A 13,898-nucleotide genomic window follows, 5' to 3' on the forward strand; every position below is an offset into this window, starting at 1 on the left:
TGTTCTACCGTATTCAGGCACCCTTTGACCTGTTCAATGGTACCTTTCAGCCTGTATTCAGGCACCCATATGCAGTTAACGCATTGAATTAATTGATACTATCCGCAGCAAACATCTTAAAGAGACTAAAGACTCTTACACTTATATGTGGTGTTTCTTTGATTGAATTCCCAAGGTACGCAGAATTAACCGGATTCAGATTCACATAAGCCGTATGATGTGCGATAGATAAGCGGATACTCACTTGTTTCGCATACATGGCCGAGGACATATGTCATCCACTCCCAAAGCACCGACACCGTCGTATTTCAATATCGATCCAGAAGCAGCAGCAGCGCGTCTGTCTGATCCTATCGATACCGCACGATTCGCGAAAGCCGCTGCATTTGCCAGCAAAGGTCGGGATGATCTTGCCCGCCGTGGATATGCCCCGGATGGCAAGAAGCGCCTGCGCAAGTTTTCCACATGGGAAATATGCCGCTATCTGCTTGATGTCGCCCCTGCCCATCTGCGCCGCGTGTTAAAGGCGCACCCGGACCTGCCCCAAGGCAGCGGAGAGGCTGGATCGAAATGGTTCACCCTCGAAGAGGTGCTGCAATTGCGGGAGCATTTCGCGACCGAAGGGGCATCAAACAAGCAATATAAATCCTGGCGTCCCGAAGGGTTGCCGGCAAAAATTATCTCGGTTGCGAATTTCAAGGGCGGTGTCGGCAAGACATCAACATGCGCCCATCTGGCCATGTCGGCCGCGCTTGACGGGTACAAGGTTCTGGTGATCGACTTGGACAGTCAGGGGTCGATGACCTCTATCATGGGCGGTGATGTGCCGGATGAATGGTCGACAGCCTTCCCCCTGCTGGCCAAGGATTTCGCCCGCCACTTGCAAGATGAAAACGCGGTGCGCCGGGCGCGTGGAGCACCAGAGCTGCCGCTTGACGAGACCCTGACCGAAAGCCTCAAGGTTTCGCCGCGAAACCTGATCCAGCCGACCCATTGGCCTAATATCGACCTGATTGGTGCGCAGTTGAATTTGTACTGGGCAGAGTTTCAGGTGCCGGTCTGGCGGATGCAGGTCAAGTCGTGGCCCCTGTGGGATGCGCTCACCAATGCGCTGTCCTCCGAAGGGGCGATGGACGAGTACGACCTGATCTTTATCGATACTCCCCCTGCCCTCGGGTATCTGACTATCAATGCGTTGGCCGCCGCTGATATCTTGTTGGTGCCCCTTGGTGCATCGTTTCTCGAGTTCGATTCAACGGGCCGTTTCTTTGATATGCTCTATTCGACCTTTGCCAGCATCGAAGAAGGCGAAAACCGGATTCGACGTCAGGAAGGGCTGTCGGAAATGAAGTTCGAATGGGACGCGGTGCGTGCGCTGATCACCCGCTTTGATGCGGGGCAACAGACCGATCTGGCGAATGTCATTCAGGCGTATTTCGGAGATTTCATGACGACCTACCGGCAGGAAGTCACCGCAATGGTCGGGCAGGCCGGCGAGCAGGTAAACGGCATCTATGAGGCCGATTATCGGGAGTTCAACCGCGATACCTATGTCCGTGGCCGCGAGACCTTTGACCGGACCTGGGCAGAGGTCAAAGAGGTTGTTCTGGGAACATGGTGGCGCGATTTGCAGGCACTAAAGCAAGAGGAAGCGAACAATGGCGAAGCGTAGAAAACTCGAAGCCCCCTCTGCGGATGACATGAGCCGTATCGAAGAAGAGTTTCGCCGCGAAACCCCTGCCCGCGCAGCTGCGCCAATCGCTCAGGTGGCTGCTGATACGGCGGATGCTTATGAGGCTGGTACAACAGAGGAGCGCGCCGCACGGGCCCGCGACAGCGCCGAGGCGCAAAAGTTTCGCGCTGCTGATGCTGCGGGCCTGCTGATTTTCGAAATCCCGATCGACGCAATCGAACCCTTGTCGATGCAGCGCGACAGAACCGTTCTGGACCAGGAAGCGATGGCCGAGCTTGAACATTCGATCAACGCCAACGGGCTTCGCATGCCGATTGAGGTATACACTCTCAAAGGGTCGGCGTCTGGTCGGCAATACGGGTTGCTGTCAGGATACCGCCGTTTGATTGCGCAGCAAAACCTGTATGCGCGCAGCGGTGATGCAACGTTCAAGGTGATCAAGGCGGTCTTGCGCGACCCAGACCAGATGGGCGGTGCCTTTGTTGCGATGGTTGAAGAAAACGAAATTCGCCAGGACCTGAGCCATTACGAGCGGGGCCGGATTGCTGCAATCGCCGCGCAACAAGGCGCGTTCAGTTCGACCGAAGATGCTGTTTCGCAGATGTTTGCCGCCGCGTCCAAAGCTAAACGAAGCAAGATCAAATCCTTTGCGATGATCTTTGAAGAGCTGGGCGATATGCTGGAGTTCCCCGAGACAATGCGTGAGAAAGACGGCCTGCGGCTGGCTGCGGGGCTGCGCGCCGGTGCCGAGCCACGGCTGCGCGATGTGCTGGGCGCGGGGCAGGGGGGTGACCCCAAAAGCGAATGGGCGCTGATCGAAAAAGTGCTGTCAGAACATCAAAGCGAGGCACCCGACCCGAGCAGAGGCGGCCGACCCAAAGCGGCACCCCCCGCGCCGGGTTGGAAGGGCAAGGATACCCTGACGACAGCGACGGGCATTACCCTCAAGCGTGAACTTGATGACAAGGGCTTTCTGATCCGCATCAGTGGCAGGGGCACATCAACCGACATGATCGAAGCGATCATGCAGGACATTCGTGAAAAGCTGGAAAAGGGTTAACCGTGACCCGCGATGAACCCCAAGGTGACGGCCGCCAGCAGGCCGTTGCCCGACAGATAGCCACTGTCACCAGACCCAGACACCCCGCAGGCAGCCCCACCGGCGGCATAGAGGTTCTCGAAGGCACCACCTGACGTCATCCGCACCTTGGCGGTGGCTGGATCAACCTCGAGGCCCCCTTGGGTGTGAAACAGCGCGCCAGTGACCTTGACCGCGCAAAACGGCGGGGCAAGGGCAGGGAGGTGCCATGTGCGGCCAAAAGCATCGGTGCCATTGGCCGGAATATCGGCGATGGACCGGCGCAATGCACCGGTGGGCAAGCCGGTTTTTTCAGCCAAACCAATCAGGGTTTCGTCGCGGATCACAGCGCCTTGGCTTTCGGCATTCTTGAAGTCTTCGAACTGCCGGGCGATCCCTGCGATCCGCGCATCAAAAATGACCCATGCGATGCCACCGGGCTGGCTCAACACAGCGCGGGCGGCTTCGGAATATCCCTGCGCCTCGTTCCAGAACCGAGCGCCATCGGTATTCACCTGAATGCCGCCTTCTGTAACCGTGGCCCAGGTGATCAAAATGCCATGGGGGTGGGCGACATTGCCGTGCCCTTGATACGCCCCCAGATGGCGCGTTTTGGCCCCCAAGGCCTCGCCCCAAGTGATCGCCTCGCCCCGGTTTCCGTCATGGCCAAACCAGACGGCATTGTCGATTTCCGACATATGTTTGGACACCATCGCGCGGTTCCCGCCAAAGCCGTTGCAGGCCAGTATCAGACGGTCACACCCGATTGTTTCGATGCTGCCATCTGGGACGGCAAGCTGCGCCCCTGACAGATGCGACCCTGCCGCGAACAACCGCGTTGCGCGGCGGTTGCAGATCAGGGGGATGTCCAATGCTTCGACACGGGCGCGCAGGGCATCGATCAATTCCCGGCCCGATCGTGTGGGCAGGCCATGCATCCTGCGGCGGCTGTGTCCGGGATAGTCAAAGTCGGTAACCAGCGAAAAGGGCAGGCCATGGGTATCGGCCAGCCATTCGATCACGGGACCGGCTGTTCGTGCCATCGCATCCACCAGATCGGCGTCGTTTTCATCATGGGCTTTGGCCTGAATATCGCGGGCGAAAAGCGCAGGCGTATCATCAATCTGTGCGCTTGCCTGAAATTTGGTCCCGGCGGCGGGTATCAATCCGGCGCTTAGTGCGGTTGACCCTGTGGGGACAGCATCGGCTTCGATCAGCAGCACGTCCTGACCCGCTTCATGCGCGGCAAGGGCAGCCACCATCCCGCAGGCACCCGCGCCGATGATCAGGGTTTCGACCGTTAGCTCAAAGGCTTCGGGGGGCGGGCAGACATCAGGCGCTGCCATCAAATTTCTTCCCCATCGCCAGCATTTCCGGTGTGCCGATTGCAGCGTTCAGACCGTCAAAATCATGCATCCGGTCGGCAAATGCCTTGTTGGACCCGGTATTTTTGAGGCTGGCGTAATATTCCTGCGCCGTTTTCGCCAGGGCGCGCACGATGCCACCCGGGAAGATGACGATGTCAAACCCCATGTCCTGCAACGCTGTGGCCGAAGATATCGGCGTGGCCCCGCCTTCGACCATATTAACCAGCAGCGGCACCCGACCTTTGAACGCTGCCGCGATCTTGGACAGTTCGCCGCTATCACGCGGGGCTTCGATAAACAGCACGTCTGCGCCTGCTTCGATATAACTGCCAGCGCGGTCAATCGCGGCATCGAACCCTTCGACGGCAATGGCGTCCGTGCGGGCGATGATCAAGGTGTCATGCCGCCGTGCATCGGCCATCGCAGCGATCTTTCCGCACATTTCATCCTTTCCTATCAGTGACTTATCGGAAAGGTGCCCACATTTCTTGGGGTATGTCTGGTCTTCGACCTGCAAGGCCGATGCACCGGCGCGTTCATAGCTTTGCATGGTGCGTCGGGCGTTCAGGGCGTTGCCGAAACCGGTGTCGGCGTCCATGATAACCGGTAGATCTGTCCGGTCTGCGATCAGGGCCATGGTATCGGTCATTTCCGATGCCGTGCTGAGCCCGATATCAGGGCGGCCAAGGCGCGTATAGGCGACAGCCGCACCCGACAGGTACAGGGCTTCGAAACCGGCATCGGTGGCAAGGGCTGCGGTCAGCCCGTCATAGACACCGGGGGCGATCAGAATTTCCGGATCGGACAGGCGTTTGCGAAGGGTCATGCCGCTTCTCCGATCATTGCAATTGCTCTGGCGCAAGATACGATTTCAGTCACTGATCCCAAGGATTTCAGCGTTGCATCATGAACATCATCATTAAAGGCAGCGCAGCCGTCGGACAGCAAGATCGTGTGTATGTCGCGCAGATGCGCATCGCGCACGGTGCTGGCGACACCGCCGTTGGTCACGATCCCGCCGATAATCAACGTGTCGATCTTCATCGCACGTAATATATATTCCAGCCGTGTTTGATAAAACGCTGAATACGCGACCTTTTCCACGGTGAAATCCGCTGGTGCAAGCGTATCGACCAGGGCATGGCCAAAACTGTTCGGGGCAAAATCGCCTTTGGTCAGAAACGGGCGCAGCTTTTTCAGATGCGCGGCGATCAGGGGTTCACCGTCGCGTCCGGGAACAAGCGTGAATTGCGCCGAGATATACGTCCCTCCGGCGCGGGTTAGAGCCTGTTTTACAGGGGCAATCCGGTCGGGCAGGGCCAGGATGCTGTCAGCGCCCTGGCCGGCACGGCCATAGGCCCCTTCAGGGTGCAAAAAGTCATTTTGCAAGTCGATTGTCAGCAAAGCCGTGGATGATGGGGTCATGTCGTGGCCCTTTCGATCAGCGTGTTCCCGTAGGCGTCGACTTTGCCCACAAGGCCGGGTTCAATCAGCACGGTTGTATCAGGTTGTTCCAGAATGGCAGGGCCTGCGATTTCGGCACCTACCGGCAGTTCCAGACGATTGTACAGCTTTGTTTCATGCCAGCTATCCCCAAAATGCACCTGACGCACGCCCTTGAAAGCCGCCTCAACGCTGCCGCCTTTGGGGGCGAGCGTGGCCAGATCAAAACGCGGCCGCCGGCCTGTGATGGCAGAGCGCAGGTTGATGATCCGTCTTGTGCCGTTTTTCAGCAGCCTCCCATAGGTTGCACGGTACGCGTCATCAAAGGCGATGCCGATGCTTTCTTCGGTGGGGGGAATGACCTTTCCGTCAACCACGGACACCGGAAGGGTGACCGCCACGGTATGTGTCTGCCCAAGATAGGCCATATCGAGGGTGAATTCGGTATCGCGCCCTTCGAAATGGGTGCGGGCCGCATCAAGGGTGGCAAGGCCGCTGTCCACATGAGATTGCATAAAGCCGGTCAGGTTGGGCAGGTCTATGCCCGCAAGCGTCGCGTTGATCGTTTGGACGAAATCCTGCCGCATGTCAGCGATCACGCAGCCCATCGCCGAAGTGACCCCCGGATAGCGCGGGACGATGGACCGGGCCAGCCCGACCTCGTCCATCATGGCCCCGGAATGCAGGGCACCACCGCCACCAAAAGGCATGAAGGCAAAGCGTTTAGGGTCAAAACCCCGTTCAATAGAGACCAAACGGAGCGCCCCGGCCATGCGGCTGTTTGCAACACGCAGGATCGCTTCGGCGGCTTGCAGGGCGTCAAGGTTCAGGGGGTTGCCCACATGTTCAAGAATCGCTGCCTTGGCCGCTTCGACATCCAGACGGTCGAGTTTGCCCCCGATCGGGTTGTCGGGGTCAATGCGCCCCAGAACCACATTGGCATCCGTCACGGTCGGGCGCGTGTTGCCCTGGCCATAGGCGACAGGGCCGGGGGTGGACCCGGCGCTTTCTGGGCCGATGTTCAGCAGGCCGCCCTTGTCGACCCAGGCGATAGACCCGCCACCGGCACCGATTGTGGTGATTTCGATCATCGGCGACCGGACAACCATGCCGAAATCAATCGATGTTTGCGGCGACAGCATTGATTTGCCCTTGGCGATCAGACTGACGTCGAAAGACGTGCCGCCCATGTCACCCGTGATGACATCAGGGTAACCGGCCGCCTGCGCGATATATCCGGCAGCAATCACGCCAGCCGCAGGGCCGGACAGGGCGGTGCGCACGGGCAGTTTGGCGGCGGTATCGACATCCATGACACCCCCGTTCGACTGCACGATCATGAACTCCCCAGCAAAGCCGCCGTCTTTCAAAGCAGTCTCTAACCTAGCCAAATACCCCGAAACTTCGGGTTGCAGATAGGCGTTGAGGGCTGTGGTGGAGAACCGTTCGAATTCGCGTATTTCTGGCAAAATCTCGGAGGAGGCGGACACATGGGCATTTGGCCACATGGCACGTACTGCCTCGACGGCAAGGCGTTCGTTTTCGGCATTTGCATAGCTGTTTGCGAATAGGATCGCGCAGGCAAGGCAACCATCGTCAATCAACTGCTGCGCGGCCTGACGGACTGCATCCAGATCAACAGGTGTGCGGATGGTACCATCGGCGAGGGTCCGTTCAGGCACCTCAAGCCGGAGCGCGCGGTCGACAACGGGGGTGAAATCACCGCGCAGGCCCCATGTGCGGGGGCGGTCGCGGCGGCGCATTTCAAGCACGTCGCGCAGACCCATTGTGGTAATCACCCCGATTTTGGCTCCTTTGCGTTCAAGCAGCGCGTTGGTGCCGGCTGTGGTGCCGTGCACAACGACTGAAACGGTTGACAGATCATCCACCCGCTGGCTGATCCCGCTGAGGAAGCCGCCCGATTGGTCGGGGCGCGTGGTGGGTACCTTGGCCACTTCGGCGATACCGGTTGCTTCGTCCAGAACGAAAATATCGGTGAAAGTGCCGCCAACATCGACGCCGATCATGCGGTTTGAACTGGTCATAGCGATACCTCTTTCCAAGCGGGGCCATATGTTTCTGTGGCGTAAGCGTCGCTGAGCAGCCCGCCCGCAACATCACGTGCGACATCAGCAGGGGCGCGATCCGCTGCGGGGCCATAGCCGCCACCGCCGGGCGTATCGAGCCGCACGGATTGGCCGCGTTGCAGTTTGATCCCGACCATTTTTGACGCCATCGGCGGATTGTGCCAGCCGTCGTCCTGTTCATAGGCAAAGACGTTCATCGCAGCATCGCCGCCACCCGCAGCCCCCTTGGGGGCAAAACGCCCGCGTTCACCGAACAAGAACGCCGTGGCCGATTCCTCCAGCACCTCGATCTCGTAGGTGGCCCCCATGCCGCCACGGTGCATACCCGCGCCGGCACTATCGGGACGCAGCGCCCATTGTTTGAACATCACGGGATACGCTGCCTCCAGAATTTCCATCGGGGGAATGGTTGCGGTGGAAATCGGCGCGTTGCCGTGGTTCAGCCCGTCAGTTTCAATCGACCCGCCATGCCCGCCGCCATAGAAGCTGAACATCACCCAAGGTTGCCCGTTCGCACGTTTCCCCGAGATGGAAAGCGCGTTGATCGTGCCATAGGCATTGGCGACGACGCGGTCGGGGGCTGCCTGGGAGGCCGCGGCAAAAATCACGTCGATCATGCGCAAAATAGTCTCTGTATAACCGCCAACGGGGGCAGGGAAGGGCGCAGAGAGCAGCGAGCCATCCGGGATATTGACCTTGATCGGGCGCATCACACCGGCGTTTGCGGGCAAGCTGGGAAAGATGTGTTTGATTGCAACGTAAGCCGTGGCCACGGCTGTGGGCAGCGCGATGTTCACGGGCCCCGCACAGCGATCGGCAGTGCCTGCGAAATCGAGCGTCATGGTGTCGCCGCTGATCTCGAGCGCGACTTTGATCTTCAGCGGGACATCGGTGATACCGTCGTTATCCAGAAAATCCTCGGCTTCCCAACGGCCATCGGGCAGGTCGGTCAGTTCGGACCGCATCAGAACCTCGGCCCGGTCGCCAAGCGCATCCAGTGCTGCGCGCACGGTGTCGGCACCGTATTCGGCCAACAGTTCATCCAGACGCTTTACCCCAAGGTCCAGGGCCCCAAGTTGCCCGTTCAGGTCACCCTGAGCGGATTGCGGCAGACGGGTGTTGCGCATCAGGATGTCGATGATGTCTGTCTGAATGGTGCCGGCCTTGGCCAGCCGGACGGGGGGCAACACAAAGGCTTCTTGAAACGCATCGGTGGCAGCGGGGTTATAGTTGCCAGGTACAGCGCCGCCCACATCATGCCAGTGCCCGACTGACGCGAGGTAGCAAAACAGCTTTCCGTCGTGGAAATAGGGTCTAACAAGGCGCATATCGCTTAGATGCGTGCCACCAAGATGGGCATCGTTGAAGATATAGATATCGCCGTCTTCCAGATCACCGTTTTCGGCGGCCTTGTCGATCACGGCCTTTACGGCAAATGACATCACCCCGACAAAGATCGGCAGGCCGGATTTCCCCTGCACCAGCGTATCGCCCGATACAGCATGGTACAGCCCGTGGGATGCATCATGCGCCTCGGCGATAATGGGGTTAAAGGCAGCACGAAACAGGGTCGCGTCCATCTCGTCGGCGATCTGTTCCATCCGTCCGGCCAGAACGGCGAGCGTGATCGGGTCAATGTCTTGGGTCATGGGTTTGCCTTTGTCTCTGCGATATCGTTCCAGACGTCCTGCCGTGTCAGGTGGCCGTCGGTAAGTTCAAAACGGTCAATAAACCGGATGCCCTCAAAGGGCGTGCCATCGGGCCATTCGCCCGACAGCGTGCCACGGCAATATACAACGGCAGCGTCGCCCGGTGTTTGCAGGGCCTCAAAGCCGGAATAGGTTTTGGTGACGAATTTATAGCGGGGTTTTGCCCAGTCGATCAGTTGTTGCAGCTGGGTCATCGGCGCGGTGCCGGGGAAAGTCATGGTGAACCCTGCGCCCAGCATGTCGGCGGCCTTGTCGATGTCACGCGCTTCCATGGCGGTCAGATAGTCGCGCACCAAAGTGATCGGATCTGGGAGGGCAGGGGCCGGCGTGCGGTGTTGGCCACCGCGCATGTAGCCTGAAGGATCCAGATCGTGAATCATCACTGTCACGGCTTCGGGTGGGGCGGGAACCACGATTCGCACCGCATGGGTCAGGGCCTCGCAAAGGCGGGATTTGTCGCTGTCGCTATATCCTTGCATGACGTGAAGCTCGATAACGGGCATGTGGTCTCCTTGGCTAAGCTGTATTTTTTGTAATACAGATTATTTCATATGCATAGGTCAAATATTTTGCGTTTGAGCAGATAGATTTCTTGCGTTTGAAAAATCCGCCGCTAGGGTTGGAGTGAATTGAAGGGGTCAAGATGGCGCAAGGAATTACATCTTTGAAGGGCAGGGGGCTTCCCGAGGGGGGCAAGGCGCGGCGCGTGTATCTGCATCTGCACGAAGAGATCATGCGCGGCGTTCATGCACCCGGTGCCGTATTGCCGGGCGAGCAAAAGCTGGCCGTGACGCTGGATGTGTCGCGGGTCACGGTGCGCCGTGCGCTTGACGCCTTGGAAGGCGACGGCCTGATCGAGCGGCGGGCAGGATCCGGCACGACCGTGTGTGCGCCCAAGGTTTTTCCGTCGATGGCGGCGGATTTCAATACATTGATGCCGCAGCTGGTCGAGATGGGCCAGAACACGACCGCGCGGCTGTTGTCGTTCAGCTATGGCGCGGCCCCGAATGGTGTTGCAACGGCCCTTGGGCTGGATGGCCAGACCCGTGTGCAGGCAGCCGTGCGGTTGCGTCTGGTCGAAGGAGAACCGTTTTCGCACCTGACCACATGGGTGCCCGAAGACATCGCGCAGAATTATACCGAAGCCGAGCTTGCCACCACGCCGCTGTTTCGCTTGTTGGAGCGGTCCGGCGTCAAGGTTGACGCGGCGCATCAGACGGTCAGTGCAACGCTTGCCTCGCCCGATGTGGCCGAGGTGTTGGGCGTCAGCGTCGGAGCACCTCTTTTGTCGTTGGACCGTGTTGTAAAGGATGCCGAAGGGCGCGGTGTTGAATATCTGTCAGCGTTGTATCGCCCCGACATGTTCAAGCTTGAGATGGCCCTGACACGGGTGGGCGATGGCAAGGCCCGTCATTGGGAGCCGGTGATTAACCCGGCCCGCAGAGAGGCCGCAGAGTGACCGCGCCACAAACCATTCTCGCCAAGCTTTGGGCCGCGCATGAGATCATGCAGCGCGACGATGGCACGTCCTTGTTGTGGGTGGACCGGCATCTGGTCCACGAGGGGTCGCATCACGCTTTTGCCAAGCTGGACAGTCGCGGGATGAAGGTCGCGGCCCCTGATCTGACATTTGCTGTGGTGGATCACTACGCGCCCACCCGCGCAGGGAATGTTGCGGCAGATATTCGACGGATGATCAAAACGTTGGGGCGCAATGCGCGTGCGCAGGGCATCCGTCTGTTCGATCTGCGTGATCCGGGGCAGGGGATTGTCCACGTGATCGGGCCGGAACAGGGTCTAACCTTGCCCGGATTGCTGATAAATTGCGGCGATAGCCATACCTCGACCCATGGTGCGTTTGGTGCGCTGGCCTTTGGCGTGGGGGCGACCGAGGTCGCGCATATTCTGGCAACCCAGACGATCTGGCAAAAGCGCCCGCGTGTCATGCGGATCACGGTGAATGGTGTGCTGGGGTCAGGTGTTGGTGCCAAAGATCTGGCGCTGCACTGGATTGCCCAACTGGGGGCCGACGGCGCGCGCGGCCATGCGATTGAATATGCAGGGCCAGCGGTTGAGGGGTTGAGCATGGAAGGCCGGCTGACCCTGTGCAACCTGAGCATCGAAGGCGGTGCACGGTTAGGGTTGATTGCGCCGGATCAGGTCACGTTCGACTATCTTAGGGGCCGCAAATTTGCGCCCAAGGGGGCGGATTGGGATCAGGCGATTGACGATTGGTCTGTGTTGAAAACGGACGAAGGCGCTGCGTTTGACCGCGAAGTCACGATTGATGCCGCTGCCATTGCGCCCACCGTGACCTGGGGCACCTCGCCCGAGGATGCCTTGCCGATTACAGGCCATGTGCCCGACCCTGCGCAGCTGAGCGGGGCCAAGCAAGAACAGGCCCGCGCGGCATTGGACTACATGGGGCTGAACGCCGGAATGCCGTTGGAAAGCGTTGCGGTGGATCAGGTGTTTATCGGCTCCTGCACAAACGGACGTATCGAAGACTTGCGACTGGCCGCCAAGGTGCTGGCCGGGCGCAAGGCCAAGGTGCCGGGGTTGGTGTCGCCGGGGTCGGCCGCCGTCAAAAAACAGGCCGAGGCCGAAGGGCTGGCGCAGATATTCACCGAAGCGGGTCTGGAATGGGCCGATTCAGGCTGTTCGATGTGCGTCGGGATGAACGGGGATCGTGTTGATGCAGGCAAACGCTGCGCGTCTTCGACCAACCGGAACTTCAAGGGCCGTCAGGGCCGCGGTGCGCGCACCCATTTGATGAGCCCCGCAATGGTGGCTGCAGCCGCCGTTTCCGGTCACCTTGCCGATGTACGCCCCCTGCTGGAGGGACGGTCATGAGCGGTTGGACAAAGATAAGCGGGCGCGCCGTGGCACTGCCGCAGGCGAATGTGGACACAGATCAGTTGATCCCCGCGCGGTTCATGTCGGCCCCGCGCAGCGATGGCTACGGGCCGTTTCTGCTGCATGATGTGCGACAGGACCAGCCCGATCATGTGTTGAACCGCTACAGCCACGCCGATGTGCTGGTCACGCGGCGCAATTTCGGCAGCGGGTCGAGCCGCGAAGCTGCGGTTTATGCGTTGGTCGATTTTGGGATCAAGGCGGTGTGCGCCCCCAGTTTCGGGGATATCTTTGTCAGTAATGCGGTGAATAACGGTTTGCTGCCCGCCCGTTTGACTGAAGACGAGATTGAAGCGTTGATTGATACCCTTGGCCAGGCCGATGCGCCTGCCACTGTCGATCTGTCCACCGGAACGGCAACAATCGGCGGCCAAACGCTGTCCTTTGATCTCGATCCGGTCTGGCAGCAAAAACTGGTGAACGGTTGGGACGATATCGACCTGACCGCACAGCATAACGACGAGATAACGAAGTTTCGCGCCGCACGGTTTGCAGCGCATCCGTGGGCTTTGCCCGCGACGTAAGGGGGTCTGCGCCCAAGGTCGGGCAAGGGTCAAACTAAATCGGGGTCCGCAAAGGAACCCCATCAACCGGGAGAACGACACTATGAAACATACAATATTTGCAAGCATCCTTGCCACGACCGCGCTGACATCCGCGGCCTTTGCCCAAGATACGATTACAGCTGTTCACGCCTTTCCTGAATCGCTGATCTATACGAAGTCTTTCCTTGAGTTCGTCGACAAGGTGAACGCCGCCGGCGAAGGTGTGGTCCAGATCGAAGTGCGCGGCGGGCCAGAGGCCATCGGCATGTTCCAGCAGCCTGACGCGGTGCGGGATGGCGTGGTTGATATGGTCTATACGCCGGGCAGCTTTTACGCCGGTGCATTGCCTGAAAAAGACGCGTTGGTCACATCGAACATCACCGGAGCCGAGGCCCGCGCCAATGGCGGGATCGAATTGATCGACCAGATTCACCAAGAGAAAATGGGCGTCAAATATCTGGGCTGGTTTGATTCCGGCGTCTGCTACAACCTTTGGACCCGTGACGAACCAACGCTGGACGCTGACGGCAACCTTGATGTGTCGGGTCTGAAACTGCGCGGCAATGCGGTCTATAACGCGTTTTTCACCGATTATCTGGGCGCGCAGGTTATCGATTTGCCAACAACCGAAGTTTATTCCGCGCTTGAGCGTGGGGTGGTGGATGCAACCGGTTGGACACAGATCGGCCTGATCGATCTGAAATGGAACGAGTTCCTGAACTACCGGATCGAGCCTTGCTTCTTCTCGACCGATCTTGGCACGATTGTGAACCTTGAAAAGTGGAATTCTCTATCCGAGGAATCGCGCACGATCCTGCAAGATGTCGCTATCGCTCATGAAGCGGAAAGCGCCGCCAAACTGGGTGCCGTGCGCGACGAAGACTTTGCCAAGTTGGAAGAGGCGGGCATGAAAGTTGTCACATTGGAAGGCGCTGCGGCCGACGCCTATCTGGCGGCTGCAACGCAAAGCACATGGGACCGCATGAAGGGTCTGATGGCCGAAAGCCCTCAGGGTGACGGCAACTTCGACAAGCTGATCGAGCTTTTCTACAAGAAGTAA

The 13,898-nt window shown here is 59.3% G+C and carries 12 protein-coding genes; 6 read left to right on the forward strand and 6 right to left on the reverse strand.

Annotation, left to right across the window (positions count from 1 at the left end):
• The first annotated feature begins 271 nt into the window (after positions 1-271).
• Both ACSQ13_RS01835 and ACSQ13_RS01840 read left to right on the forward strand, forming a co-directional pair.
• A complete protein-coding gene (locus tag ACSQ13_RS01835) occupies positions 272-1,672 on the forward strand; it encodes an AAA family ATPase (protein WP_176248734.1) in 1,401 nt (466 codons plus the stop codon).
• Positions 1,659-2,753, forward strand: coding sequence for a ParB/RepB/Spo0J family partition protein (locus ACSQ13_RS01840; protein WP_295512330.1), 1,095 nt, complete (start codon positions 1,659-1,661; stop codon positions 2,751-2,753). The genes ACSQ13_RS01835 and ACSQ13_RS01840 overlap by 14 nt, the downstream gene beginning before the upstream one ends.
• Here ACSQ13_RS01840 and ACSQ13_RS01845 read toward each other — a convergent pair.
• The 6 genes from ACSQ13_RS01845 to ACSQ13_RS01870 are packed head-to-tail and all read right to left on the reverse strand — an operon-like array spanning position 2,750 to position 9,880.
• The gene (locus ACSQ13_RS01845; RefSeq protein ID WP_295512328.1) at positions 2,750-4,117 is read right to left on the reverse strand and encodes an FAD-dependent oxidoreductase; all 1,368 of its coding nucleotides are present in this window, start codon (positions 4,115-4,117) and stop codon (positions 2,750-2,752) included. The two genes, ACSQ13_RS01840 and ACSQ13_RS01845, sit on opposite strands and share 4 nt — an antisense overlap.
• Positions 4,104-4,964, reverse strand: a complete 861-nt coding sequence (locus tag ACSQ13_RS01850; RefSeq protein WP_176248731.1) for an isocitrate lyase/PEP mutase family protein — start codon at positions 4,962-4,964, stop codon at positions 4,104-4,106. The genes ACSQ13_RS01845 and ACSQ13_RS01850 overlap by 14 nt, the downstream gene beginning before the upstream one ends.
• Positions 4,961-5,563, reverse strand: coding sequence for a cysteine hydrolase family protein (locus ACSQ13_RS01855; RefSeq protein ID WP_176248730.1), 603 nt, complete (start codon positions 5,561-5,563; stop codon positions 4,961-4,963). Before ACSQ13_RS01855 ends, ACSQ13_RS01850 begins: the two co-directional genes overlap by 4 nt.
• The gene (locus ACSQ13_RS01860) at positions 5,560-7,626 is read right to left on the reverse strand and encodes a hydantoinase/oxoprolinase family protein (protein WP_295512326.1); all 2,067 of its coding nucleotides are present in this window, start codon (positions 7,624-7,626) and stop codon (positions 5,560-5,562) included. The genes ACSQ13_RS01855 and ACSQ13_RS01860 overlap by 4 nt, the downstream gene beginning before the upstream one ends.
• On the reverse strand, positions 7,623-9,317 hold the full coding sequence (locus ACSQ13_RS01865) for a hydantoinase B/oxoprolinase family protein (RefSeq protein ID WP_176248728.1): 1,695 nt from the start codon (positions 9,315-9,317) through the stop codon (positions 7,623-7,625). Before ACSQ13_RS01865 ends, ACSQ13_RS01860 begins: the two co-directional genes overlap by 4 nt.
• The gene (locus ACSQ13_RS01870; protein ID WP_176248727.1) at positions 9,314-9,880 is read right to left on the reverse strand and encodes a nuclear transport factor 2 family protein; all 567 of its coding nucleotides are present in this window, start codon (positions 9,878-9,880) and stop codon (positions 9,314-9,316) included. Before ACSQ13_RS01870 ends, ACSQ13_RS01865 begins: the two co-directional genes overlap by 4 nt.
• Positions 9,881-10,020: 140 nt before the next feature.
• Between ACSQ13_RS01870 and ACSQ13_RS01875 the strand changes: the two genes are divergently transcribed.
• The 4 genes from ACSQ13_RS01875 (at position 10,021) to dctP (ending at position 13,898) form a co-directional block, all read left to right on the forward strand.
• Positions 10,021-10,836, forward strand: a complete 816-nt coding sequence (locus ACSQ13_RS01875; RefSeq protein WP_176248726.1) for a GntR family transcriptional regulator — start codon at positions 10,021-10,023, stop codon at positions 10,834-10,836.
• Positions 10,833-12,230, forward strand: a complete 1,398-nt coding sequence (gene leuC, locus ACSQ13_RS01880; RefSeq protein ID WP_295512323.1) for a 3-isopropylmalate dehydratase large subunit — start codon at positions 10,833-10,835, stop codon at positions 12,228-12,230. Before ACSQ13_RS01875 ends, leuC begins: the two co-directional genes overlap by 4 nt.
• Positions 12,227-12,817 (forward strand): 3-isopropylmalate dehydratase small subunit, encoded by a 591-nt coding sequence (gene leuD / locus ACSQ13_RS01885; protein WP_295512322.1) that lies wholly within the window; start codon positions 12,227-12,229, stop codon positions 12,815-12,817. The genes leuC and leuD overlap by 4 nt, the downstream gene beginning before the upstream one ends.
• Positions 12,818-12,899: 82 nt before the next feature.
• Entirely contained in the window at positions 12,900-13,898 is a 999-nt protein-coding gene (gene dctP / locus ACSQ13_RS01890; RefSeq protein ID WP_176248723.1) for a TRAP transporter substrate-binding protein DctP, read from the forward strand.

It is taken from the genome of Sulfitobacter sp. SH22, from assembly GCF_965641905.1.
Taxonomy (GTDB): Bacteria; Pseudomonadota; Alphaproteobacteria; order Rhodobacterales; family Rhodobacteraceae; genus Sulfitobacter.

What these genes read in the sequence shown, in the direction of transcription:
- ACSQ13_RS01860 (WP_295512326.1), bottom strand. Translation starts at nt 7,626, where the DNA reads ATGACCAGTTCAAACCGCATGATCGGCGTCGATGTTGGCGGCACTTTC.
- ACSQ13_RS01845 (WP_295512328.1), bottom strand. Translation starts at nt 4,117, where the DNA reads ATGGCAGCGCCTGATGTCTGCCCGCCCCCCGAAGCCTTTGAGCTAACG.
- ACSQ13_RS01840 (WP_295512330.1), top strand. Translation starts at nt 1,659, where the DNA reads ATGGCGAAGCGTAGAAAACTCGAAGCCCCCTCTGCGGATGACATGAGC.
- ACSQ13_RS01835 (WP_176248734.1), top strand. Translation starts at nt 272, where the DNA reads ATGTCATCCACTCCCAAAGCACCGACACCGTCGTATTTCAATATCGAT.
- ACSQ13_RS01875 (WP_176248726.1), top strand. Translation starts at nt 10,021, where the DNA reads ATGGCGCAAGGAATTACATCTTTGAAGGGCAGGGGGCTTCCCGAGGGG.
- ACSQ13_RS01850 (WP_176248731.1), bottom strand. Translation starts at nt 4,964, where the DNA reads ATGACCCTTCGCAAACGCCTGTCCGATCCGGAAATTCTGATCGCCCCC.
- dctP (WP_176248723.1), top strand. Translation starts at nt 12,900, where the DNA reads ATGAAACATACAATATTTGCAAGCATCCTTGCCACGACCGCGCTGACA.
- leuD (WP_295512322.1), top strand. Translation starts at nt 12,227, where the DNA reads ATGAGCGGTTGGACAAAGATAAGCGGGCGCGCCGTGGCACTGCCGCAG.
- ACSQ13_RS01865 (WP_176248728.1), bottom strand. Translation starts at nt 9,317, where the DNA reads ATGACCCAAGACATTGACCCGATCACGCTCGCCGTTCTGGCCGGACGG.
- ACSQ13_RS01870 (WP_176248727.1), bottom strand. Translation starts at nt 9,880, where the DNA reads ATGCCCGTTATCGAGCTTCACGTCATGCAAGGATATAGCGACAGCGAC.
- ACSQ13_RS01855 (WP_176248730.1), bottom strand. Translation starts at nt 5,563, where the DNA reads ATGACCCCATCATCCACGGCTTTGCTGACAATCGACTTGCAAAATGAC.